Source organism: Thermodesulfatator atlanticus DSM 21156, assembly GCF_000421585.1.
Lineage (GTDB): Bacteria > Desulfobacterota > Thermodesulfobacteria > Thermodesulfobacteriales > Thermodesulfatatoraceae > Thermodesulfatator > Thermodesulfatator atlanticus.
Map to the genome: position 1 here is coordinate 1 of NZ_ATXH01000028.1, position 22,820 is coordinate 22,820.

Consider the following 22,820-nt stretch of genomic DNA (forward strand, 5'->3'; position numbering starts at 1 on the left):
TCCTTATCGACGAATACGACAAACCCATCCTTGATAACATCCACAAGCCCGAACTAGCCGCAGAAATACGCGAAGAGTTAAAAAACTTCTATTCCGTACTCAAAGACGCAGACCCTTATCTCAAGTTTTGCTTCCTCACCGGCGTTACCAAGTTTTCCAAGGTTTCGATCTTTTCAGGCTTAAATAACCTGGAAGACATAACCATTTCCCCTGATTACGCCACCATCTGTGGCTACACCCAAGAAGAATTTGAAAACACCTTTGCCGACCGCCTGGAAGGAATTAATCTTTCTGAGGTGCGTCGCTGGTATAACGGCTACTCCTGGCTTGGCGAGCCTGTTTACAATCCCTTCGACATTCTGCTCTTTCTGCGAAGTTATGATTTTAGGCCCTACTGGTTTGAGACCGGCACACCGACTTTTCTCATAAAGCTTCTTACCGAGAGAAAGTTTTTTATACCTGAACTTGAACGCCTGGAAGTTGGCGAAGAACTCTTAGAAAGTTTTGAAATAGAGTCTATCAAGCCCGAAACTATTTTATTTCAGACGGGTTATCTCACCATCGAAAATCTAGAATACGTACTCGGCAAAAAACGCATTTATAAGCTTCGATATCCTAATCTTGAGGTCAGATCTGCCTTTTCCGAACATCTTCTCAATTATTTTGTGCAGGACTTACGCACTAAGGTGCAGAATGAAATTCGGCTTGCCCGTATCCTTGAATCCGGAAAAGTAGAAGACTTGATAGATATTTTTCGCGCTTTTTTTGCCTCGATACCGCACGATTGGTATCGGAAAACGGAGCTTGCGGGATACGAGGGCTTTTACGCGAGCATTTTTTACTGCTACTTTGCGGCGCTTGGCTTAGACGTGCGGGTGGAAGACGTCACTAACCAGGGCCGCCTGGACATGGCGGTGCTTTTTGAGGGCAGGTGTTATCTCTTTGAGTTTAAGGTGGTGGAGGATGAGCCAGAAGGTAAAGCACTTTTGCAGCTAAAAGAGAAGCGCTACTGGGAGAAGTATAAGGGCGAGTGCAAAAAGATCTGGCTTATCGGGGTTGAGTTCAGCAAGCGCAAGCGGAACATCGTTTCTTTTGAGGTGGAAGAGATTTCCTGAGATCACTTCGGCGACTGCGTCGCCTCGTGATGACGGCTGTGGGAGAGACCGCCACGGCGACTACGTCGCCTCGCGATGACGAGTAAAAAAGGGTCATTCTGAGGGAGCGAAGCGACCGAAGAATCCATTAATTGATCCTTCGCCTCGCTAGCGCTCGGCTCAGGATGACAACTTACCACCGTCATCCTGAGGGGCCGTCAGGCCCGAAGAATCCACAGGTTGATTAAACGGGCTAAGGGCGATTTGTGAGCAGTAATCGGTGATCAGAGGTTCTAAGAGGTTTTAGGGGTTATATTGATGGGGTCTTAAATATCCGACATTATTAAGGATCCGTTCCTATTTTTCGTTCCGAAAAATAGGAACGGATCCTTAGCGTCCCCCAGGGGCGATTAATTGATGACAAGGAAAAGGGTCTCATTTAAACTTTTTTGTGTGAACCCCAAAATTATCCTTAAAAACATTTCGATCAAGCAACCTGTATCCATAGGTGTTCCCGTTAAAAAGGGAGAGTTGAAAGATACTTCCGGGCTTTCCCTGGTAAAAGGATCTAAAAACTATCCCGCCCAGTTTAAGGCACTCTCCTGTTGGCCTGATAAAAGTATAAAATGGCTGCTAGTTGACTTTATTGCCGACCAGGAAGGGACATATGAAATCACCAAGGCTTCTTCAAAAACTAATGAAATTGTGCCTCACATCCCAAAAATTCCTTACAAAATAAATATTATCGGCAAAAAGGGCCATACAATCTCTTTTAAACCTGACAAATTTTCCTTTGTAGAACATGGCCCAGTGAAGTGGGTCTTCTTAAGGGAAAACCAAATCGTTTCTCGCAAACAGGACGTAGTTCTTAATATCTTTGAATATTTGACGTTTTATCCCCTTTTAAACTGCTATCGCCTGGATATCACAATCAGGAATCCCAGACGAGCTAAACACAAAGGCGGCTATTGGGATTTAGGGGACCCTGGTTCAATCTATCTGAAAGATTTTTCGCTTATTTTCGAAATTCCGAAGGAAAAATTCCTAATAAAAACAGAACCAACAAACGCACCAGTTAAAGCAAAAAAATTTAGCCTTTACCAGGAGTCAAGTGGTGGAGAGAACTGGCTTTCTCGCAATCATGTCAACCGTTTGGGAGAAGTCCCTATCCGTATGAGAGGCTTTTTATTCGCCTACGATGATAACGAGACTTACGGTTTAAGGGCAAATCCTGTCATAAGAAGCGAAAACTTTTCCCTTGCAGTTAAGGAATTTTGGCAAAATTTCCCTAAAGTTATTTCTTATGATGGTACTTTTTTGCGCGTAGGCCTTTTTCCTGAGGAGTTCCCTGATTTACACGAAATACAAGGCGGAGAACAAAAAACTCATACCATCTTTTTTGCGGAGCAAGACCTTGATTTTACCTGGGTGAATGATCTGCCAAACATTTATCTTGATCCTGATTATATCAAACAAACATGTGCTATTTTTTGTTTTTTACCCTCTGAAGAACTGCCATCTCTTTATAAAGAAATGATAGAAAGTGCTGTTGCTGGCCCTACTTCATTTTTTGCCAAAAGAGAGATTATCGATGAGTTTGGCTGGCGCAATTTCGGAGACATCTATGCTGACCATGAAAACGTCTTTAATAAAGGGAAAAAGCCGATCATCTCTCATTATAACAACCAATACGACCTGATCTACAGTTGCTTGGTTCAATTTTTAAGTTCTGCCAGTGAAGACTGGTTTATATTAGCTGATGCTTTAGCGCGTCATGTTTATGATATCGACATATACCATACTAACGAAGACAAACCAGCTTATAACAATGGCCTTTTCTGGCATACTTTTCACTATGTAGATGCTTATCGCTCAACCCATCGTTGCTACTCAAAAGACGCAGGCATTGTAGGTGGAGGGCCCTCAAACGAACATCTTTATTCTTCAGGACTTCTTTTACATTATTTTTTAACAGGAGATCCACGCTCAAAAGAAGCGGTAATTTCCTTTGCAGAACATGTCATTGATATGGACAAACCTTACAAAATCTTTGCCTGGTTTGACAAAACTCCAAGCGGCCTGGCTACCCAAACAAGAGATCCCTGGTATCACGGGCCAGGACGTGGTGCTGGCAATTCCATCAATTGTCTTCTCGATGCCTTTTTGCTTACCCATGAAAAGCGTTATCTTCTTAAAGCTGAAGAATTTATTCGCCGCTCTATTCACCCTGAAGATAATCAAGACGAACTAGGGCTTTTGAATCCAGAGGAAAGATGGTCTTATACGGTTTTTCTACAAGTCCTCGGCAAGTATCTTTTGCTTAAAAAGGAATGGGAAGAATTTGACTTTATGTTTTCTTATGCCAGAGCAAGCCTTATCCATTACGCGCGTTGGATGGCAGAAAAAGAGTATTTTTATTTAGATAAACCCGAACTTTTAGAATATCCCACGGAGACATGGGCGGCACAAGAAATACGCAAGGCGGAAGTTTTCAACTTAGCCGCATATTTTACAAATAACAACGAAGAAAAAGAGTTATTCCGCGCAAAAGCTAAGTATTTTTATGAAATATCGTTAAAAAGGCTTCTTAGCTTTCCTACCTGGCATTATACCAGGCCGCTTGCTATAATTTTGCAAAGTGGTTTTAGCTACCCCTGGTTTAAGCAAGCACGTCCTGAAAAATGGCCCGAGAAAAAATACAATTTCGGCAAACCTCAAGTATTTATTCCCCAAAAAATAAAAATAAAGCGATTTTTATCCCTTAAGTGGGTGATTAGGGCAAACAAACGTTCGATATAGCTGAGGATACGTTCCTATTTTCGTTCCGAAAAATGGGAACGGATCCCTGGCATGGTCGATTCAAAATGCTATCAGTAATAAAGCTACTCCACACGCCATGAAATAATTTTTATCTTTTTTCCGTCGCCGTTTTCAATCTGATCTTTGAGTTCACAATAAATATTGCGATAGAATTCTGGAATGTCTGTTGAATTGCAATAATTAACAATTTTTTCATAAGTAAGTCCAGCACGAGTTTCAGATCCAGTATATTGCCAACGATCAAAATTAGCATCTCCATCAGCAACAATTATCGAAAAATTACGTTCGGTATCAGAACTACCACTAATATCAAAGCCGCCATTAGTACTTTCAATACCTTTGTCGGCCCAAATTATAAAGTTAACATCATTTCTAGTTTTTGCAGTATCATCTATCAAATCGCGATCGACTTCGACTTTATCTGGTGTAAGAATGAAAACATTAGAAATGCGATCAGTGTTTTGATTTCCAGATATAGAAATCCATTGACCAGTAGTATCATCACTCTCAATTCCCTCTTTAGCATATAATAAAATATTATATCCAGCATCAGCACCAGCAAAATCTATATTACTATTATCATCAAAATTCATTTTTCCTAAAGAAATAATAGTTAGATCCGCATCGGAACCAGTTCTTTTTTTAAGAGTAGTATTTCTAGTAAAATTGATATCTCCTTCCGCAAAAATAATCAGATCATTTTGGAAATAAATAAGACTATCATCTAAAGAAAGATTATTAGCACAAACTACCACTTTCCCATCACCATTTTTGTCTATTAAATTAGCACTAATAGTAATATCACTAGAAAAATCTCCATAATCACAACTACTAGAATTAGGCTTCCATAAATTAACGTTAATATCAGAAACTCTGGGCAAATCTAAATCACTTCTTATCTCTATATCAAAATTCTTATTTCTCATATCTTCCGCAAGGGTCTGATCTATCTCTTTTACTCCTACCGTAGTGTTATCGGACCAGTTCTCTCCTTTACCTACACTACTAAAATCTGAAATATCAAACTTTCCATTAACAGCAAAAGAATAAAAGTCTCTACCCTTTTTAAACTCAACATAAATAGAATAAGTAGAATCCACAAAAAAACCCTGTGCTTCAATTGTACTATTAGCAAGATCAATATTAGCCAGATAATTCATGTTGTCACTTAAAGTCCCATTACAAGTATAATTGTCTGTATTAACTTTTGTACAATAGCTATCAAGTTTATTATTAGCAATTAATCCAAGAATTCTTTGAACCCCTGCTTCTGCAGCTGCTAAAGCCTGTTTTGAATGTTTTAAATTAATCTGAAGATTAGTGTCTGCAGTTACCATTTGAGTAACTGCAGCTCCTAAAACCATAAACACGAGAATAAAACCCAAAACACTGATCAAGATATATGCCTTATTATTAAACATGATATACCTCCTAATATTAATCAAGGGCTAGAAATACATTCATCACAATTATAGGCTATTATTTTATCTTTTATCTCGATAATTCTATCACCTAAAAGACCTTTAGTTTTAAGCTTCAACTTATAACCAATTACAAGAGGGGAAGAAACAGAACTTGCAATTTCAGGTCTAAATTCTTCTACTATAATACTATCCGGAAAAACAGAAGAAGTAACAGAGCTACCATCACAACCTGAGTCAACATCTCTCATCAGTCTATTATCAGATAGATAATATTTGACACATGTTCTACAAGACACATTATTCCAATCCTTATCAGCACAACTAGATTCATCATAATCTATAAATTTAACATAAATCCAATTATTTCCGTATTCACAAGGGTCTGTAATGGTGCCATTAGCGGAATATCCTACTTTACGTAAATCAGAATTAATAAGCTCTAAAGCTAAAGGAATAGAAGATTCTGATCTTGAAAGCCCAAATGAAGACGTTAAAGGCCTATAAATATTTGAAAATCCCGCAACAATAGCTGCCAAAAGAAGTAAAAAAATTAAAGTTGATATTAAAAGTTCAACTAAAGTAAAGCCTCTTCGATTTTTCATTTACTAACCTCCCAATCTCCCCTCAGAGAAACTAAGTTTACAGATGCAGCATAATCTTGATAGGAAAAATTAACAGTAACACTGATCTTTTTAGTATAATTATCAGGACCATATGATACATTCCAGGATATCGCAGGATCTTCTCCATAACCACCACAACAATCCGAATTAGACGTACAAGAGTGATTTCCTACTGAAAGACAATCATCGCTAAATCCTTCAGCCAGCAAATTATTAAGTATGTATTCTGCCTTAGCCAAGGCCTTTTGACGTTCTTCATTTATCTTTTGGTATTTAAATAAACTTATAGCGTGGGAAGAAAAAGCGGCTATAGCAATAAGAAATATTACCAAAGCAACTAGGCTCTCTACTAAAGTAAAACCATCAGTTCGCTTCAAAACTAACACCTCCATTTAAATTAACAATTATACTTATTGTTTTAGATCCATTTGAAATGGAAATAGTTCCGTTAAATTTTGGCAAAGAATTCCTCTTAAATTCAAGTTCATTATTAGTAAAATTATTACTAACAATAATACCATCTGGTGCACTAACTGTTTTATACGTAACATCGCCATTAATTTTCACTGAGTAACCATTATTAGAAAATTCAACTTTAGCGCCATTGTGTTTTACTGCGAGACTTCTTGCGAGCATAATGTCAGCATAAACTTGATTAGCAAAAGATTTTAGCTTCTCATTTTTTACAAGTTGTATAAAATTGGGACAAGCGAAACTTGCTAAAATTGCTAAAACAGCTAATGCTATTATTATCTCAACTAAAGTTAATCCTTGATTCTTCTTAGAATTAAGCATATCTGCTCCCAAATATTTTTTAGAAACCTTTGCAAAAGCTTTTTTTAAATCCTGTTCCAGGAACGTTCTTCTTTTTTGTTCCGAAAAACGGGAACGGATCCAGTTGTGCCTGCAACACCAATCTCCGAGATTTCACATTAGTGTTTTCTATTTCTCTTTTCGAAGATAAAATGCCCCTGCTTTAGGAATATTTCGTAGAAAAAACGTAGAAATTTTGTGGAAAAGGAATGTTTCTTTGAGCACAGAACAGCCGGATTTTAAAATTTCATTACGATAGAAGCAAAGCAATCTTATGGAATCGCGCGGGCGTACAAGGCGCCTAGCGACAACACCTTGGATCCGTTCCTATTTTTCGTAGGGAAAAATGGGAAGGAATCCCTGAAAGCATTATCGACTAAAACATGCTCCCGTTCCTGTGAAAATGGTCTTAAGGGGAAAGTCCTGGGGGACTTTCCCTTTAAAGCCTTTTTATGTTTTCGTTGTGAACAATCGCCCCTGACGAAAAATAAAAACACTTTTTTATGCCGATAAATCTGGATAAAACTTTATAAAATTGCCAAGACCAACGTTACAAGCACAACCGCAAAAGAAGGTATTTTGCAATGGTCTCTAAAAAAATTTTGTAAATAAGAATTTTACGTAGTTAAATAAGGCATATGGAAGTAGCAATCATTGGTGCTGGTAGTTGGGGTACGGCTCTTGGTAAACTACTTGCAGAAAAAGGCGCAAAAGTAGAACTTCTGGCCAGAAGGCAAGAGATTGCTCAAACCATTAACGAACGCCAAGAAAATCCCTTTTATCTCCCCAAAATCAAACTCCCAAAAAATCTTTCAGCCACTTGCGAACCCGAATCTTTGCGTAAGAAAAAGCTAATCGTACTGGCAGTTCCTTCTCACGCTTTGAGAAACGCCCTGAAAAATCTTCTAGATTTTCTACCAGAAGATCCCGTTCCCTTGGTATCAACTATTAAAGGGATTGAAGAAAAGACCCTGGCCACCATGAGCCAGGTTGTTAGAGAAGAATTACCTCCCAAGTGGCATTCCTATTACACCATTCTATCAGGGCCAAGCTTTGCCGAAGAAGTCGCCAAGGGGCTCCCCACCGCGGTAACCATCGCCGGCTACGAAGAAGAAATCACAAAATTTGTCCAACAAACCTTTGCTGCTAATTATTTCCGCACTTATCGAAGTTTAGACGTGCTGGGGGTGGAGCTTGCAGGTGCCCTTAAAAACGTTATTGCCATCGCTGTTGGGATTTCTGACGGAATGGAACTTGGCCTAAATGCCAGGGCAGCCCTTATCACTCGGGGGCTTGCAGAAATTTCGCGGCTGGGAGTAAAGCTTGGGGCCAACCCTTTAACCTTTTCAGGGCTTGCCGGCATGGGAGACCTGGTCCTTACCTGCACAGGCCCTCTTTCACGCAACCGCACCGTTGGACTACGCCTGGGACAAGGAGAACCACTCGAGAAGATTCTTTCAGACCTTAAACAAGTAGCCGAAGGAGTGCGCACAACTTCTTCGGTTAGAGCGCTTTCTCAAAAAGTAGGTGTGGAAACACCCATTTGTAACGCTGTTTATAAAGTACTTTATCAAGGCCAAAATCCCAGGGAGATGGTAAAAAGTCTTCTTGCCCGTAAATTAAAAGAAGAATTTTATTTAGAATGATTTTTGACTAAGAATTATTTTATGATAGTTTAAGATTAATGGGAGCACTAAACAACCGACGTTGATAAAAATATCATTCCTATTTTTGGAACGAAAAATAGGAACGGATCCCGAAAAATGACGACAAAAAATGTTCCCATTAAATAAAAAAGAGGAGGTTAAGATGAAACTGAAAGGAACCAAGACGGAAAAGAATTTGCTCAAGGCCTTTGCTGGGGAATCCCAGGCGCGAAATCGCTACACTTATTTTGCCTCGGTGGCTAAAAAAGAAGGTTTCGTACAAATTGCACACATTTTTGAAGAAACTGCCAACCAGGAAAAAGAACATGCCAAACGCTTTTTCAAGTTTCTTCAGGGTGGAGACCTAGAAATTTGTGCTACTTTTCCCGCAGGAAAGATTGGCACCACTTTAGAAAACCTGCGTCACGCTGCGGCCGGGGAACATTACGAATGGAAAGAAATGTACCCAGAGTTTGCCGAGATTGCCCGTCAGGAAGGGTTTCCTGAAATAGCAGGTGTTTTTGAACGGGTTGCGGTAGCAGAAATGTATCATGAGCGCCGCTATGATGCCTTTGCCAAATTGATAGAAGAAGACCGCGTTTTCCGCCGTGAAATGCAGGTTAAGTGGCGTTGCCGCAACTGCGGATACGTACACGAAGGCCTTGAAGCCCCTGAGGAATGCCCTGCCTGTGCCCACTCAAGGGCCTACTTCGAACTTTACGTAGAACCCTGGTAAAAAATAAAAAGCCCCCGCTAAGGGGGCGCCTAAGTTTTCTCAAAAAAATATTTTATCAACCCGTGTCTTAATTCTTCAAACTTTGCCAGAGAACAAGAAATAAACAACTTTTGCCGTTCAAGAGATAAAGGCCTTTGCTCAATTTCTCTTAAGAAATGCGCATAACCAAAGGCCGGGATCATTTTTGAGGCCTCGTTAATTGCTTCCCATAAAACGTCGGGATGCTTTTGAAAACAGATCAAAAGGTCTATCAAATCCTTGGGATCTTCTCTTCCAAGAAATGCTTCAATTTTTCCCACCAAAAGCCCTTTTAAATCCTCAACTAAAAGATCTCCGAAAACCTTTGGTGGGAAAATATTTCTGCCAAATTTTTGGGAAAGTTCAATTTTTAAAAAAGTATCTTTTGAAAACAACAACCATTCAAAGTGGCCAAAATCTAAATCGAAATTTCTCAATTCAAGGCGTCCGCAGATAGTTAGTCGTCGTGAAAATTCTTGAGAAATTCTTAAAATACTTCTCTCGTCTGTTCCCGAGATTATTAGATCAATATCTTCAGAAAACCTGTGTTTCAAATAAAATCGAGAAAGGGCCGTGCCTCCGGTAAAAACAAAAAAAATATCAGGATACTTTTTTTGGATTTTGGCTACCTGCTTTAAAACATCGTTCTGTAAAGACTCAATCTTTTTTATGGAAACAGTGTCTTTCATAAATCTCTTTTAAAGAAAGCCAGTCATTTAATTTTTTTCTGAACCGTTGGTCAAGCTCAATTGGGCGGCGCAACCCCTGACCAGCTAAGCCCTTTTCCAGAGTGTCAAAAAAGGTTTCTGGTTTCCCAAAAAGTTTTATAAGTTCATCCCACGTAAGTTTTGAAAGGGCTCTTTCAAAAAAAGGAGATTCTCCCCTGCACACCGCACTTTTTAATTCTTCAAAGCTGATATCCCTGTCCCAGGCAAGTAGGACCTTGATCTTCTGTCTGTTGTTTTTCACATCCATCTTACTCCCATTCAATAGTGGCAGGGGGTTTGGAAGAGATATCGTAAACCACCCGGTTTACCCCACGGACTTCATTGATAATCCGATTGGAAAGACGTGCCAAAATATCGTAGGGGAGCCTTGTCCAGTCCGCGGTCATGGCATCAACGCTATCAACACACCTTATGGCAATCACGTACTCGTAAGTGCGAAAATCACCCATCACCCCCACGCTGCGCACAGGTAAAAGCACGGCAAAACTCTGCCACACCTTGCGATACCAGCCGCTTTTTTTCATCTCTTCAAGCACAATGGCATCTGCTTCGCGAAGGATTTCAAGTCTTTCTTTGGTGACCTCTCCCAGGATGCGAATGGCAAGGCCTGGCCCCGGAAAGGGCTGGCGGTAGATGATGTCTTCTGGGAGCCCAAGTTCTTTGGCTATTTCGCGCACTTCGTCTTTAAAAAGCTCACGCAAGGGCTCAATGAGTTTTAGTTTCATGCGCTCGGGAAGTGCGCCTACATTGTGATGTGTCTTGATGGTGGCAGAGGGGCCTTTAAAGGACACGCTTTCAATTACGTCAGGATAGAGGGTTCCCTGGGCGAGATAGGTCACCCTGCCTACTTTTTTGGCCTCTTCTTCGAAAATTTCGATAAAAGTGTGGCCGATGATTAAACGTTTTTTCTCAGGATCAGTAACACCTTTTAAACGCTCTAAAAAACGCTCAGAGGCATCTACATAACGCACGTTAAGGCCAAGGGAGCGCATGAGATTGAGAACACTTTCCACCTCACCTTTACGCAAAAGGCCATTGTTTACAAAAATACAGACCAGCCGGTCACCAATTGCTTTGTGCACAAGTACCGCAGTGACCGTGGAGTCAATTCCTCCAGAAAGGGCACAAATGACCTTTTCTTCTGGGCTAACCTTGGCACGCACCTCCTCAACCACGCGGTCTATAAAAGAGCGCATGGTCCAGGTGGGCTCACACTTACAAATACGCAACACGAAGTTGGCAAGCACCTCGCGGCCAATTTCCGTATGTGCTACTTCTGGGTGAAACTGTACGCCGAAAAGGGACTTTTCTTTGTTTCGGACAGAGGCATAAGGAGAATTTTCACTTTTCGCAATGGATTCAAAGCCAGGGGCAAGTTCTTCTACCCTGTCCCCGTGGCTCATCCACACTCGGTATTTGCGGGAAGTATTTAAGCCGTAAAATAGGTCTTCGGTGTCTAGAATCGTAAGGTCAGCTGGGCCGTATTCCCTTTTTGAGCTTTCTTCGACCTTGCCGCCCAAGATAAAGGTCATGAGTTGCATCCCGTAACAAATACCCAAAACCGGAACTCCCAGTTCAAATACCTCGCGAGGGATAGTAGGCGCTCCCTCGTCATAAACGCTTGCCGGCCCACCAGAAAGAATTATCCCTTTAGCCCCAAAGGCCTTTATTTCCTCAAGGGAGGCCGTACAAGGTTTTATCTCGCTGTAAACGTGAAGTTCCCTCACCCTGCGCGCAATAAGCTGGGTGGTTTGAGACCCAAAATCTATCACTAAGATACGATCATCAGGATACATTTTGTCTCCTCCTCTCCCGGGATCTGCGCAAGAAAATTACGGCACCTACAAGGCAGACAATCAAAATTCCGATAATAAGCATTTCCACAAGATAGTAGTGGAGTCTATCTAAAGGAATCTGGCCAGCATGAGAAATCTCAAAAGATAGAATAAGAAGCCTTCTTACCGAGGCTATAATAGCAACCATGATAAAGGGTTCCACACAGGCAAGATGATGCTCTTCTCCAAAAATAATCTGAACAGTGTGTAAAATTTCAAGAAACATCAGGGCGAGCAAAAAACGGTCCATCACTTTCAGGATGCCATGGGTAAAATCGTGTTCGTCAATAATCAAGTGATAAAGGGCAAGGGCGCCGTCGTAGATTACCACTGCCGAGGCGATCAAGATAAGCACGGCCACCAAAATGTATAAAAACCGCTCAACACGTAAAAATTGCTCCTGGAAAAAAATGTCAAGCCACAGTCTTTTTGGTTTCATGCGCTATGCCCCCTCCTGCTTTTATGGGGTAGATTATCCCATAAAAATTTATTAGAGAAGAGTAAAAAGGGGGTAAAAATGCCACAGGTAAACCTTGATTGTGAAGGGCCTCTTACTCTTAACGACAACGCCTTTGAGCTTTGCCAAAAATTCATCCCACATGGAGACAAGTTTTTCGCTATTATTTCTAAATACGACGATTATTTGGCAGATATCGAAAAAAGACCTGGTTATAAAGCCGGAGACACCCTCAAACTGGTACTTCCTTTTTTAAAGGCCTACGGGGTTACCAATGACATCATGCGCGAATTTTCCAAAAAAACCCTCAAAGTTCTTCCGAAAGCTATCGAGTTTCTGCGCTATGCCAGTAAAAACTGGCCCACTTTTATAATCAGCACGAGTTATTGTCCTTATCTCGAAGCTTTGTGTGAGATATCAGGATTTCCGCGGGAAAACGTCTTTTGCACCGAAGTTGATATGGAAAAAATCTCCCTTAGCACTCAAGAAATCAGCTTTCTTGAAAAGCTTGCTCAGCAAATAGCAATTCTTCCCTCGCTCGAAATACCGCATCACGCTAAAGAATTTTCAGATCTATCTGAAGAAAGCCAAAAGGCTATTTTGCGCCTGGAAGAAATCTTTTGGAAAATTCTTCCTGAGCTAAAGGCCGGAGTTTTCCTGCGTGAGGTAAACCCCATTGGAGGGCCAGAAAAGGCTCGCGCAGTCCGAGAAAGCCTTGAAAAAACAGGTCTTTTTGCCGAAGAAGTACTTTACATAGGGGATAGCATTACCGATGTTGAGGCCTTTCAACTGGTGAAAGAAGCCAAAGGGGGAAGCATTTCTTTTAATGGCAACCGTTACGCACTAAAGGCTGCAGAGTTTTACGCCCTTTCTGAAAACGCTTCTGCCCATGCCTGCCTGGCACGCCTCTTTGCAGAGGCAGGAAGAGATGGGCTTTTCCTTGCCGCTGAGAAAAAAGTTTTCAAGACCTGTGAAAAACTGCCCCCTGAACTGAGTCCCCAGGAATTTTCCTTTGGCATAGTTTTCCGAGAAGATTTTGAAGATCTGGTGGCCAAAAGCGAATCCTTCCGCAAAAATGTAAGAGGAGAAGCTATTGGAGCTCTAGGATGATACCCATACAGGACATTGTACCCCGTAAAACATTTCCCGTGGTAACGGTTAGTTTAATCTTGGTAAACTCTGCCATTTTCATCTTTATGCTAAGCCTTCCTCCAGAGACAAGGGAAGCCTTAGTGATGTATCTTGGTGTTGTCCCGGCAAGATTTACCGAAGGAAATGGCTTTTTCTTGGCGAACATTGTTTCTCTTTTTACCGCTATGTTTCTACACGGGGGCTGGATCCACCTCATCGGGAACATGTGGACTCTTTGGATATTTGGCGACAACGTAGAAGACCGCATGGGGCACAAACGCTTTCTTGCGTTTTATCTTCTCTGCGGCGTAGCTGCTACTTTAGTTCACATATGGCTCCATCCCAAATCAACCCTTCCATTGATTGGGGCCTCTGGTGCTATTTCCGGGGTGCTTGGGGCCTATTACGGGCTTTTCCCACTGGCCCGGGTCATTGTCATGATACCTATTTTCTTTTTTCCCTTCTTTTTCGAAATCCCGGCCATCCTCTATATTGGCTGGTGGTATTTACTGCAGGTCTTCTCTGGCACCCTTTCCATCATCCACGGAAAGGCTGTTGGTGGTGTTGCCTGGTGGGCTCACATAGGAGGTTTCTTAGTAGGGCTTTTTCTCCATCGGATTTTCTGTCTTGGGCGTAAATGCTACCGAGACGAAGTTCGCCCCTGGGGTGTTTCTTACTCCCTGGGAGAAAAATTTAACCGCTAGGAGTTTGTTATGACGGGTGGAGTCTCAGGATTCGACATCTTCTGGCTCATATTCATCATCATGATGTTTCAACCCATGCTAAGGCAAAAGTTTCTTGAAGCCGCCCGCCAGCGCATGATTCGCAAGCTTGAACAGAAAAGAAACTCCCGAGTCATCCTTCTGGTGCATCGTCAGGAAACCATGAGCCTTCTCGGATTTCCCATCATGCGTTTCATAGACATAAACGACTCTGAACAGGTAATCCGCGCCATTCACATGACAGACCCAGACGTTCCCATTGACATTATCCTCCATACCCCTGGAGGGGTGGTGCTTGCCTCTTTACAAATTGCCAAGGCCCTTAAACGTCACAAAGCCAAAACAACGGCCTTTGTGCCCCATTACGCCATGAGCGGCGGAACCCTTATCGCCCTTGCAGCGGACGAAATCGTTATGGATGAACATGCGGTCCTTGGCCCGGTTGATCCCCAAATAGGACAATTCCCTGCGGCCTCATTGGTAAAAGTTCGCCAGACAAAGCCCATTGACAAAATCGACGACGAAACTTTGATTCTTGCAGACGTAGCAGAAAAAGCCCTTAACCAGATGGAATACAACCTGGAAGAACTCTTAAACGGCCGCTTCCCCAAAGAAAAGGTAAAAGAGCTGGCAAAGCTTCTCTCACAGGGCCGCTGGACCCACGATTATCCCATCACTTTTGACGAAGCCAAGGCCCTGGGGCTTCCGGTAAGCAAAAACATGCCTGAAGAAATCTACGAACTCATGAATCTTTTCCCCCAGCCCATGCGCCAGCAGCCATCAGTAGAATTTGCTCCAGCCCCAAGGCGTATTCCCCCGAGAGGGAATAACCATTAAAAGGAGGTAAAAATGGAAGAGAAAAACGAACTAAAAGAACTCAAAGAAAAATTAGCTTATAAGTCTGCCCATGTGTGGGATAAAATAGACCAAGACGAAAAAAATGCCCTGGAACTTTTGGCAACTGACTACAAAGACTTCTTGACCAAAGGCAAAACCGAAAGGGAATGTGCCGAAGAGATATGTCATCTACTTGAAAAAAGAGGCTTTCACCCCCAAAGCACCACCCGCTGGTATTACGTTTTGCGCAACAAAGTCGTGGCTGCAGTAGTAGCCGGGCGTAACCCCCTAACAGACGGCATAAGGCTTATTGCCAGTCACATTGACTCTCCACGCCTTGACCTTAAGCTTCACCCCCTTCTTGAAGAATACGACATGGCTTATCTCAAAACCCACTATTACGGTGGTATCAAAAAATATCACTGGGTCGCCATGCCCCTTGCCCTTCACGGTGTGGTGATCAAAAATGACGGCGAGGTCGTGCACATAAAGATTGGCGAAGACGAAAAAGACCCGGTGCTCACCATCTGTGACCTTTTGCCTCACCTTGCCCGCAAAGTTCAGGGGGAGAAAAAGCTCTCTGAAGCCATCCCAGGAGAAAAACTTAACGTGCTGGTAGGCGGAATCCCTTTGGCAGATAGTGAAGAAAAAGAAAGAGTCAAGCTTGGCATCTTAAAGCTTTTAAACGACCGCTACGGGCTGGTAGAAGAAGACTTTATCAGTGCTGAGCTTGAAGTTGTTCCAGCAGGCCCTGCCCGTGATGTAGGGCTTGACCGGGCCTTTATCGGAGGCTACGGCCAGGATGACCGCATCTGCGCCTTCACTTCTCTTGCTGCTATTTTGAACCTTGAAGCCCCGGCCTATACCTCCATCGCCCTTTTCCTTGACAAAGAAGAAATAGGCTCAGACGGAAACACCGGGGCCAAAAGCAGGCTCCTTGAAAAAATCTATTATGACCTCCTAAAGCGCGCAGGGCTTTCTCCTTCCGGGGACCTTCTGCTGGAACTACTTTTTAAAACCAAAGCCATCTCCGCAGACGTGACCGCAGGCATTGACCCGTTTTATCAGGAAGTCCATGAAAAACTAAACGACGCCAAGATCGGCCATGGGGTGGTGGTCACCAAATACACCGGCCATGGGGGCAAATACGCTGCCAATGACGCCCATGCTGAATACGTGGGCTGGCTAAGACGGGTGTTAAACGAAGCCCGTGTGATCTGGCAGGCAGCCTCTTTTGGGAAGGTGGACGAAGGCGGCGGAGGCACGGTAGCCAAGTATCTAGCCTTCCACGGCATGGAAATTATCGATTGCGGGCCGCCGCTTCTTTCCATGCATTCTCCTTTTGAAATTGCTCACAAAGGCGATCTTTATATGACTTACCGCGCTTACAAAGCCTTTTACGAGGCAGGATAATGACCATTAAAAAGGGAGACTTAATACTTCTTTGCACCGAAGAGGGCCGCACCTATTTGATAGAAGCAAACGAGCGGCCCTTTCAAACCCACAAAGACAATTTTCCTTTAAAGGAACTTGTTGGGAAACCCTTTGGAACCACGATAATTGGCACCAAAGGCCACAAAGCCTATGCCCTGCGCCCTACGGTCTATGACTACCTGATGAAGCTTAAAAGGGTCACCCAGATCATCTATCCCAAAGACATCGGCTATATCCTCTTAAGACTTGATGTTTGCCCTGGAAAGATTGTCCTTGAATGCGGCACCGGCTCTGGGAGTCTTCTCATCGCCTTTAGCCACGCTGTTGGGGAAGAAGGCAAAGTCATCTCTTATGAAAAAGAAGCCCGTTTCCAGGAGGTAGCAAGGGAAAACTTAAAACGATTTGGCCTGTTAGAAAGGGTTGTTTTTAAGGGCGAGGCCCAGGGAGTTTTTGAAGAAAAAGAAGAAGTTGACGCGGTGTTTCTTGACCTCAAAACCCCGTGGGAATTACTGGAAGGTGCGTGGCGTGCCCTAAAAGGCGGGGCTCCCCTCGGTGTTTTACTCCCCACCGCCAATCAGGTAAGTGAGACCCTTAGGGCTTTGGAAAAACTTCCCTTTGTGGGCACCGAAGTCCTAGAAATCATGCTTCGTTTTTATAAAACAAACCCTGAAAGATTTCGCCCTGAAGACCGCATGGTGGCACACACCGCCTATTTGCTTTTTACCCGAAAAATCAAGGAGGACTAAAATGAACCAAGGCTTTGAAGTATCCAAGGAAGGCATAAAAATTATTGACCCCTCAAAAGCAAGGAAAGCCTTAGACGATCTTGTCTATGAAGCGGTCTTCACCGAAGAAAAAGAATTAAAAGAAAAGCGCCTTATCTTTGTAAAAGAACTGGCCAAGTCTTTAGGGGCCATTCCCGCCTCAATTTTCGGGCTTTACCAGGAAATGGCAAAAGAATTTCCTGGTTTTACCGTACCTGCTATCAATATCCGCGGGCTAACTTATGATTTTGCCCGCACAGTTTTTCGCGTAGCCCTTGAGAAAAACGTAAGTGCTTTGATTTTTGAAATTGCTCGCTCTGAAATAAGCTATACGCTTCAGCGCCCCCTTGAATACGCAAGTGTTATCACTGCCGCCGCAGCACGTGAGGGTTACACCGGACCTGTCTTTATCCAGGGAGACCATTTCCAGTTTAAAAGAAAGGCCTTTTTCGCTGCCCCTGATAAAGAAAAAGAAAATATCAAAAAACTTACAAACGAGGCCTTAGAGGCAGAGTTCTACCAGATAGACATAGATGCTTCCACCCTGGTTGACATCGAAAAACCAACTTTGGAGGAACAACAGTACTTTAACTCCCTTATGACTGCTGAGATGACCAGCTACATCCGCGAAAGAGAGCCTATGGGAGTTACGGTAAACATTGGAGGGGAAATCGGCGAAATCGGCGGGCATAACAGCACCCCTGAAGAACTCAGGGCCTTTATGAATGAATACCTGAAACATCTTGAAAAAGGCCCTGGCATCTCAAAAATAAGCGTGCAAACTGGTACAGCTCACGGCGGTGTTGTTCTCCCTGACGGAAGTGTAGCTAAAGTTGCCGTTGACTTTGATACCCTTAAAACCCTTTCTGAGATTGCCCGGCGTGAATATGGCATGGCAGGGGCCGTGCAGCACGGGGCCTCCACCCTGCCTGAGGAAATGTTTCATCTCTTCCCGGAAGTTGGTTGCTGTGAAATACACCTGGCAACCGGCTTTCAAAACCTGATCTATGACCACCCGGCGCTTCCGGAATCCTTTAGGCAAAAAATTTACGTCTTTTTAAAAGAAAACTTCCGTAAAGAGTGGAAAGAAGGCTGGTCTGAGGCCCAGTTTATTTACAAAGTACGTAAAAAAGGCTTTGGCCCATTTAAAAAAGATTGGTGGGACTTAGACCCTAAAATAAAAGAACAAATCATGAAAACACTTGCCGAAAAGACAGCTTTTCTCTTTGAAAAGCTAAAAGTGACTGATACCAAAAGAATAGTAACGGAAACTGTTAAGCCGGTTTTTGTTTCTAAGATTTAGAATCAAAAAGAAAAGGGCCGGTTGCCCGGCCCTTTTCTTTTGTCTTATTCTTGGTGCATACCTTTTTCGAGGTCCTGCCCCGGTAAGCTGTACATCACGGTAGAACCAGTGGAGAAGTACTCAAGTTTACCTTCCCGCACGAGTTCATTGGCCGCTTTTTTGATAAGCATGGGCTTGGCATCAGGGATGGCCCTCTGCATGTCTTTTAGATAAATCTTAGACTTGCTTTTGGCCTTCTTTTCCATAAACTCAAGAATCTTTTGTTTGACCTCTTCGATATCCATAACAATAAACCTCCTTGTTTAATTCCTACTTAATATCCACATGGCTGGTGAACTTAAAGTGCAACGAAGTACGATAAGTATCGTAAGCCAGGCGATAGTCGTCCATAGTCTTAGGAGAGAACGGAATTTCACAGAGTTCGTAGAAGCGTTCCCAGCCAATGCGCTCTGCCCATTCACCAATACGTTCATACTTGCGGGCATGTTTGGCATAGGTTTCAAGAATCTTGCGCACCCATTTAACCGTGGTTGGCCAGCGCGGAGGTTCATTCGGGATGTAAGGAATGACAAGTTTGGAGAACTTGGGAGCAGAAACACGGTTAGAAATTTTACCGCCAACCAAAATGGCAACACCGTCGCCTTCGCCGTCAGCAATAGGCATAGCCGGACACATGGTGTAGCAGTTACCACAGAACATACAGCGAGACTCGTTTACGCGCACGGTCTTCTTCTTCTTGCCATCAATCTCAACCGTAGCAGGCTTAATAGCACCCGTAGGACACGAAGCAAGAACCAGCGGAATTTCACAAACATATTCAAGACGATCGTCTTCAACTAGTGGCGGCTTACGGTGAATACCAAGGATAGCAATATCAGAACAGTGAACCGCACCACACATGTTAAGGCAGCAAGCAAGCGCAATGCGAACCTGCGCAGGAAGAGTCATGCTGCCAAAGTAATCCATTAAATCGTCCATCACGGACTTAACGATACCAGAGGCATCAATAGCAGGGGTGTGGCAGTGAACCCAACCCTGGGTATGAACGATGTTGGTAACACCTGCACCGGTACCACCAATGGGGAACTTATAAGAGCCGCCAGGGTGCTTGCGGTTCTTAAGGTCTTCTATGAGGTTGCGCAGGGTTTCTTCGTCGGTAACGTGGAATTCAATGTTGTTACGGGTTGTCCAGCGCACATAGCCATCGCAGAACTTATCGGCGATTTCGCAAACCTCGCGGATATAATCCGTGGTGGCAAGACGCGGGGTCCCCACACGAACTACATAAACGACATCTCCGGTCTCACTGGTGTACTTAAGCACACCTGGTTCAAGGATTTCATGGCTCTTCCACTTACCGTAATTCTTTTTGATTACCGGGGGGAAGAACTGCGCATAGTGTGGAGGACCGATATCAGTAATACGGTTCTCCATGGGTTTCTGAGGGTTATAAAGCTTTTCGCCAAGTTCAGGATCATAAGGCTTGCTATAAATCTCATCTAACTCAATCTGCTGAATCTCTTCATAAACTTTGTCGGACATATTGACCTCCTTCTATTCTAAAACTTTTTTAATTTAAGGAGCAAAGCTCCATATTTTCTAAGTTATCTTTAAGCAGGGTGACGCTTACGGAATTCCTTAATATCACGCTTCCAGCCACCCTCGACTTCTTCTTCTTTCCAGAAGACGTATGGGTTGGAACGAGGTTCTTTAACCATCTGAGGCACATGCTTGAGCTTGACAGTTTCAACGAAGTTGGCCAGGCCAACACGCTGTATCAATTCACCGAGACGTTCACGGTTTTTGCCCTCTTCCATCCAGAACATCCAGACGTTTTCAATGATTTCTTTGAGTTCATCGTATGGAGGTTCAAGGCGAATGAAAGGAACCATCACGGTAGAGAGCTGAGCACCTTCAAGGATCGGAGCCTTAGCACCCATAAGTATGGTAGCACCGGTGTCAGTACCAGGGCGAAGGGCTTCAGGCATAACGTTTATACAGTGCATGCAGCGGTTACACTCAGCATTGTTGATATGAAGTTTTTCACCATCCCAGTACATGCACTGGGTGGGGCAAAGGTCTATTACTTCCTTCTGGATATCAAACTTACCCCAGTCACGACCAGCGTGGGCACCAGCATTAGGTTTAAGTTCACCGCCTACATAGGCCTTAACAGCTTCCTGGTCAATGCGGATATCGTCTATCCAGGTTCCAATGATTGACATATCTGCACGAGCGATAGAAGCCACGCAGTCGTTAGGGCAACCAGAAATCTTAAACTTAAACTTATAAGGGAACGCAGGACGGTGAAGTTCGTCCTGATAGGTCATGGTAAGGTCGTAACAAAGGGCCTGGGTGTCAATGCAGCTCCATTCACAGCGAGCCTTACCGACACAACAAGAAGGAGTACGAAGGTTTGAACCAGAACCACCAAGGTCCATCTTAAGCTGATGGGTAAGGTCAAAGAAAACAGGTTCAAGCTGCTCGGTTACGGTACCAAGAAGGATGATGTCACCGGTGGAGCCATGGAAGTTAACCATACCGCTTCCACGGTTATCCCAAAGGTCACAAAGCTTCCTGAGCAAAGAAGAGTGATAAAACTTAGAAGCGGGCTGGTTAACACGAACGGTATGGAAAGCCCAGATGGCAGGGAACTTTTCCTGCTGGTCAGAGTAGCGACCAATAACGCCACCGCCATAGCCAAATACGCCAACGATACCGCCGTGCTTCCAGTGGGTCTCCTTGTGTTTGAAAGAAAGTTCAAGTTGACCAAGGAGATCCAAGCAGGCCTGTTTCTTTTTGTTTAAGCCGAAGTTTTCAATGTCATCCACAAAGCTTGGGAAAGGCCCCTTCTTCAACTCTTCCATCATTGGTGTGTCATGTTTTTTAATTTCCGACATCAACTAACCTCCTTAAAAGAGTTTTTCTCTACACCTTGCTAGCGCGAGCGTAGTAAGGTTTAAATTTTGTGTCAAGCAAAAAAACAAAAGGAAAACCAGGAATTATTGGGGATTAAGAGCCTAATTTCGGACTTATTCAATATTTTTTTCAGTTAAGTTAGAAAAAACACAGGCTAGAAAAACAGATAAAAAAGAGGATTATGAAGCTATTATCTCTCGCCAGGCTTCAAGAAGGCTTTCTTTTTCCTTTTTAAGGACCAAAACCACCTTTGATAGCTGTTTTTTATCTAAAGGCAGCCCTTTAGGCCATTTAGGTAAGCGGCTAAAATCTTCTTCAGGCACAAACCCCGAGGCCCTGGCGATAATATCAGCTTTAAATAAAAAGGCTGCGGTTTCGTTTATTTTGCCATTTTCCACTGGCCGGTGGTGACTTTCGATAGCAGCCACAAATTCTTCTGAAAATCTCCAGTGTTTGGCCACATAAGCACCGATCTCGGTATGAAGAAGACCTATTTCCTGTTCGGCCTCATAAAAAGACGCTGCTTTAGCCTCTTGGATGGCCAGGATTTTCAAGAAAAAATCCGGTAAAAAAACAGCTAAAACCAGGCGGCCAATATCGTGCAAAAGGCCAATAGTGTAAAAGCTGTCTCCTTCCTGAATATTTTCTTGTTCTGCCAGGAGAAAAGCTGCCCGGGCAACACCAATAGAATGAATCCAAAGACGCACCAGGTCAAATTTTTTAAAGGTGGCCGCAGGCTTGAGAACATAATTCAGGGCATTTGCCAAGACGATGTTTCTTACTTCTCCAAAGCCAAGCCTAACAATAGCCATTTTAAGACTCTTAGTTTCGCCTCCTGCAGTAGCATAAAGGGGAGAATTGGCAATCTTTAAGATTTTAGCAGCAAGAGCCTGGTCCTCATGAATAATTTTTTCGAGCTCTTTGGCCGAGGCGTCTTTTTCTATAGCAGTTAAGACCCTTTGGCTTGTTTGAGGCAGAGTTGGAAGTTTATCAAGCCTTTTAAAGATGTCTGCAAGTCTTTTTTCGTCCATCATTTATTTATTCGGCCAAAAAATAAAAGGCTTAAAATTTTAAAGTTTTCCAGGACCACGCCGAAAAAAATAGTGATGGCTACGATGGTTTTAACAGAAGAAAAAATTAGGCAATTGCAAGGGGTCCTGGAAAACCAGCTTTTGACCATTGGGGTCTCACTAGCAATCCTGATAGACGAAGCAGGAAACGTAATCGTCTCTTCAGGTAACGGTACCAATGTGGACACGACATCTCTTGCAGCGCTTGCGGCGGCGAATTTTGGCGCTACTGCGCAGATTGCCAAGCTCCTGGGTGAGGAAGATTTCTCTATCCTTTATCACAAAGGCAAGCGCGATAACATCCATTTCAGCAAAATAGGCAAGGAATTTATCTTGGTCACTATATTTGGCGATGAGACCCCGTTAGGCCTGGTTAGATTAAGAGTGAGCCAAGTCTCACAAGAACTGCTTAATCTCCTTGCAGAAGACGACTTTTAAGCCTCAAG

Annotated in this window: 23 protein-coding genes; 11 read left to right on the forward strand and 12 right to left on the reverse strand. The window is 43.3% G+C overall.

Going from position 1 to position 22,820, the window contains the following annotated elements:
• Together H528_RS0110025 and H528_RS13485 are read left to right on the forward strand one after the other, a co-directional pair.
• A partial coding sequence (locus tag H528_RS0110025; RefSeq protein WP_022854180.1) for a PD-(D/E)XK nuclease domain-containing protein occupies positions 1-1,115 on the forward strand: 1,115 nt, incomplete at its 5' end.
• A gap of 432 nt (positions 1,116-1,547) precedes the next feature.
• Entirely contained in the window at positions 1,548-3,893 is a 2,346-nt protein-coding gene (locus H528_RS13485; RefSeq protein ID WP_157608223.1) for an RIFT barrel domain-containing protein, read from the forward strand.
• Between the two features lie 83 nt (positions 3,894-3,976).
• On the opposite strand, the gene H528_RS0110035 is transcribed toward H528_RS13485, so the two are convergent.
• From H528_RS0110035 to H528_RS14170, 4 genes are read right to left on the reverse strand one after another with little or no spacing between them, the layout of a single operon-like run.
• On the reverse strand, positions 3,977-5,335 hold the full coding sequence (locus H528_RS0110035; protein ID WP_022854182.1) for a pilus assembly PilX N-terminal domain-containing protein: 1,359 nt from the start codon (positions 5,333-5,335) through the stop codon (positions 3,977-3,979).
• Positions 5,336-5,355: 20 nt separating this feature from the next.
• Complete coding sequence (locus tag H528_RS0110040) at positions 5,356-5,940, reverse strand: PilW family protein (RefSeq protein WP_022854183.1); 585 nt, start codon at positions 5,938-5,940, stop codon at positions 5,356-5,358.
• The gene (locus tag H528_RS0110045; protein WP_022854184.1) at positions 5,937-6,338 is read right to left on the reverse strand and encodes a type IV pilus modification PilV family protein; all 402 of its coding nucleotides are present in this window, start codon (positions 6,336-6,338) and stop codon (positions 5,937-5,939) included. The genes H528_RS0110040 and H528_RS0110045 overlap by 4 nt, the downstream gene beginning before the upstream one ends.
• Positions 6,325-6,756, reverse strand: a complete 432-nt coding sequence (locus tag H528_RS14170; protein WP_022854185.1) for a GspH/FimT family pseudopilin — start codon at positions 6,754-6,756, stop codon at positions 6,325-6,327. Before H528_RS14170 ends, H528_RS0110045 begins: the two co-directional genes overlap by 14 nt.
• Positions 6,757-7,412: 656 nt before the next feature.
• Between H528_RS14170 and H528_RS0110055 the strand changes: the two genes are divergently transcribed.
• Together H528_RS0110055 and rbr are read left to right on the forward strand one after the other, a co-directional pair.
• Entirely contained in the window at positions 7,413-8,420 is a 1,008-nt protein-coding gene (locus tag H528_RS0110055) for an NAD(P)H-dependent glycerol-3-phosphate dehydrogenase (protein ID WP_022854186.1), read from the forward strand.
• 163 nt (positions 8,421-8,583) lie between these two features.
• The gene (gene rbr / locus H528_RS0110060; RefSeq protein WP_022854187.1) at positions 8,584-9,156 is read left to right on the forward strand and encodes a rubrerythrin; all 573 of its coding nucleotides are present in this window, start codon (positions 8,584-8,586) and stop codon (positions 9,154-9,156) included.
• 29 nt (positions 9,157-9,185) lie between these two features.
• Here rbr and H528_RS0110065 read toward each other — a convergent pair whose 3' ends face one another.
• From H528_RS0110065 to H528_RS0110080, 4 genes are read right to left on the reverse strand one after another with little or no spacing between them, the layout of a single operon-like run.
• Complete coding sequence (locus tag H528_RS0110065) at positions 9,186-9,863, reverse strand: nucleotidyl transferase AbiEii/AbiGii toxin family protein (RefSeq protein WP_022854188.1); 678 nt, start codon at positions 9,861-9,863, stop codon at positions 9,186-9,188.
• The gene (locus H528_RS0110070) at positions 9,832-10,143 is read right to left on the reverse strand and encodes a hypothetical protein (RefSeq protein WP_157608226.1); all 312 of its coding nucleotides are present in this window, start codon (positions 10,141-10,143) and stop codon (positions 9,832-9,834) included. The genes H528_RS0110065 and H528_RS0110070 overlap by 32 nt, the downstream gene beginning before the upstream one ends.
• 7 nt (positions 10,144-10,150) lie before the next feature.
• A complete protein-coding gene (gene guaA, locus H528_RS0110075) occupies positions 10,151-11,698 on the reverse strand; it encodes a glutamine-hydrolyzing GMP synthase (RefSeq protein ID WP_022854190.1) in 1,548 nt (515 codons plus the stop codon).
• On the reverse strand, positions 11,688-12,176 hold the full coding sequence (locus H528_RS0110080; protein ID WP_022854191.1) for a phosphate-starvation-inducible PsiE family protein: 489 nt from the start codon (positions 12,174-12,176) through the stop codon (positions 11,688-11,690). The genes guaA and H528_RS0110080 overlap by 11 nt, the downstream gene beginning before the upstream one ends.
• A 78-nt stretch (positions 12,177-12,254) precedes the next feature.
• Here H528_RS0110080 and H528_RS0110085 point away from each other — a divergent pair, with 78 nt between their 5' ends.
• Genes H528_RS0110085 through H528_RS0110110 form a run of 6 tightly spaced genes read left to right on the forward strand, consistent with a single transcriptional unit; the run spans position 12,255 to position 18,385 of the window.
• Complete coding sequence (locus H528_RS0110085; protein ID WP_022854192.1) at positions 12,255-13,304, forward strand: hypothetical protein; 1,050 nt, start codon at positions 12,255-12,257, stop codon at positions 13,302-13,304.
• Positions 13,301-14,029 carry a rhomboid family intramembrane serine protease gene (locus tag H528_RS0110090; RefSeq protein WP_022854193.1) on the forward strand — a complete coding sequence of 243 codons (729 nt, stop codon included), beginning with the start codon at positions 13,301-13,303 and terminating at the stop codon, positions 14,027-14,029. The genes H528_RS0110085 and H528_RS0110090 overlap by 4 nt, the downstream gene beginning before the upstream one ends.
• A gap of 9 nt (positions 14,030-14,038) precedes the next feature.
• Positions 14,039-14,884, forward strand: a complete 846-nt coding sequence (locus H528_RS0110095; RefSeq protein WP_022854194.1) for an SDH family Clp fold serine proteinase — start codon at positions 14,039-14,041, stop codon at positions 14,882-14,884.
• A gap of 12 nt (positions 14,885-14,896) precedes the next feature.
• Positions 14,897-16,297 (forward strand): aminopeptidase, encoded by a 1,401-nt coding sequence (locus tag H528_RS0110100; protein WP_022854195.1) that lies wholly within the window; start codon positions 14,897-14,899, stop codon positions 16,295-16,297.
• Complete coding sequence (locus H528_RS0110105; RefSeq protein WP_022854196.1) at positions 16,297-17,064, forward strand: tRNA (adenine-N1)-methyltransferase; 768 nt, start codon at positions 16,297-16,299, stop codon at positions 17,062-17,064. The genes H528_RS0110100 and H528_RS0110105 overlap by 1 nt, the downstream gene beginning before the upstream one ends.
• A gap of 1 nt (position 17,065) precedes the next feature.
• Positions 17,066-18,385: a class II fructose-bisphosphate aldolase gene (locus H528_RS0110110; RefSeq protein ID WP_022854197.1), complete on the forward strand. Its 1,320-nt coding sequence runs from the start codon at positions 17,066-17,068 to the stop codon at positions 18,383-18,385.
• A 44-nt stretch (positions 18,386-18,429) separates the two neighbouring features.
• Here H528_RS0110110 and H528_RS0110115 read toward each other — a convergent pair whose 3' ends face one another.
• The 4 genes from H528_RS0110115 to H528_RS0110130 form a co-directional block, all read right to left on the reverse strand.
• Positions 18,430-18,669 carry a dissimilatory sulfite reductase D family protein gene (locus tag H528_RS0110115; protein ID WP_022854198.1) on the reverse strand — a complete coding sequence of 80 codons (240 nt, stop codon included), beginning with the start codon at positions 18,667-18,669 and terminating at the stop codon, positions 18,430-18,432.
• A gap of 25 nt (positions 18,670-18,694) precedes the next feature.
• On the reverse strand, positions 18,695-19,819 hold the full coding sequence (gene dsrB / locus H528_RS13495) for a dissimilatory-type sulfite reductase subunit beta (RefSeq protein WP_051132504.1): 1,125 nt from the start codon (positions 19,817-19,819) through the stop codon (positions 18,695-18,697).
• Between the two features lie 176 nt (positions 19,820-19,995).
• Positions 19,996-21,285 carry a dissimilatory-type sulfite reductase subunit alpha gene (gene dsrA, locus H528_RS0110125; RefSeq protein ID WP_022854200.1) on the reverse strand — a complete coding sequence of 430 codons (1,290 nt, stop codon included), beginning with the start codon at positions 21,283-21,285 and terminating at the stop codon, positions 19,996-19,998.
• A 198-nt stretch (positions 21,286-21,483) separates the two neighbouring features.
• Positions 21,484-22,338 (reverse strand): HDOD domain-containing protein, encoded by an 855-nt coding sequence (locus H528_RS0110130; protein ID WP_022854201.1) that lies wholly within the window; start codon positions 22,336-22,338, stop codon positions 21,484-21,486.
• A gap of 72 nt (positions 22,339-22,410) precedes the next feature.
• Between H528_RS0110130 and H528_RS0110135 the strand changes: the two genes are divergently transcribed.
• Positions 22,411-22,812, forward strand: coding sequence for a roadblock/LC7 domain-containing protein (locus H528_RS0110135; protein WP_028845903.1), 402 nt, complete (start codon positions 22,411-22,413; stop codon positions 22,810-22,812).
• The last annotated feature ends 8 nt before the right edge of the window (positions 22,813-22,820 follow it).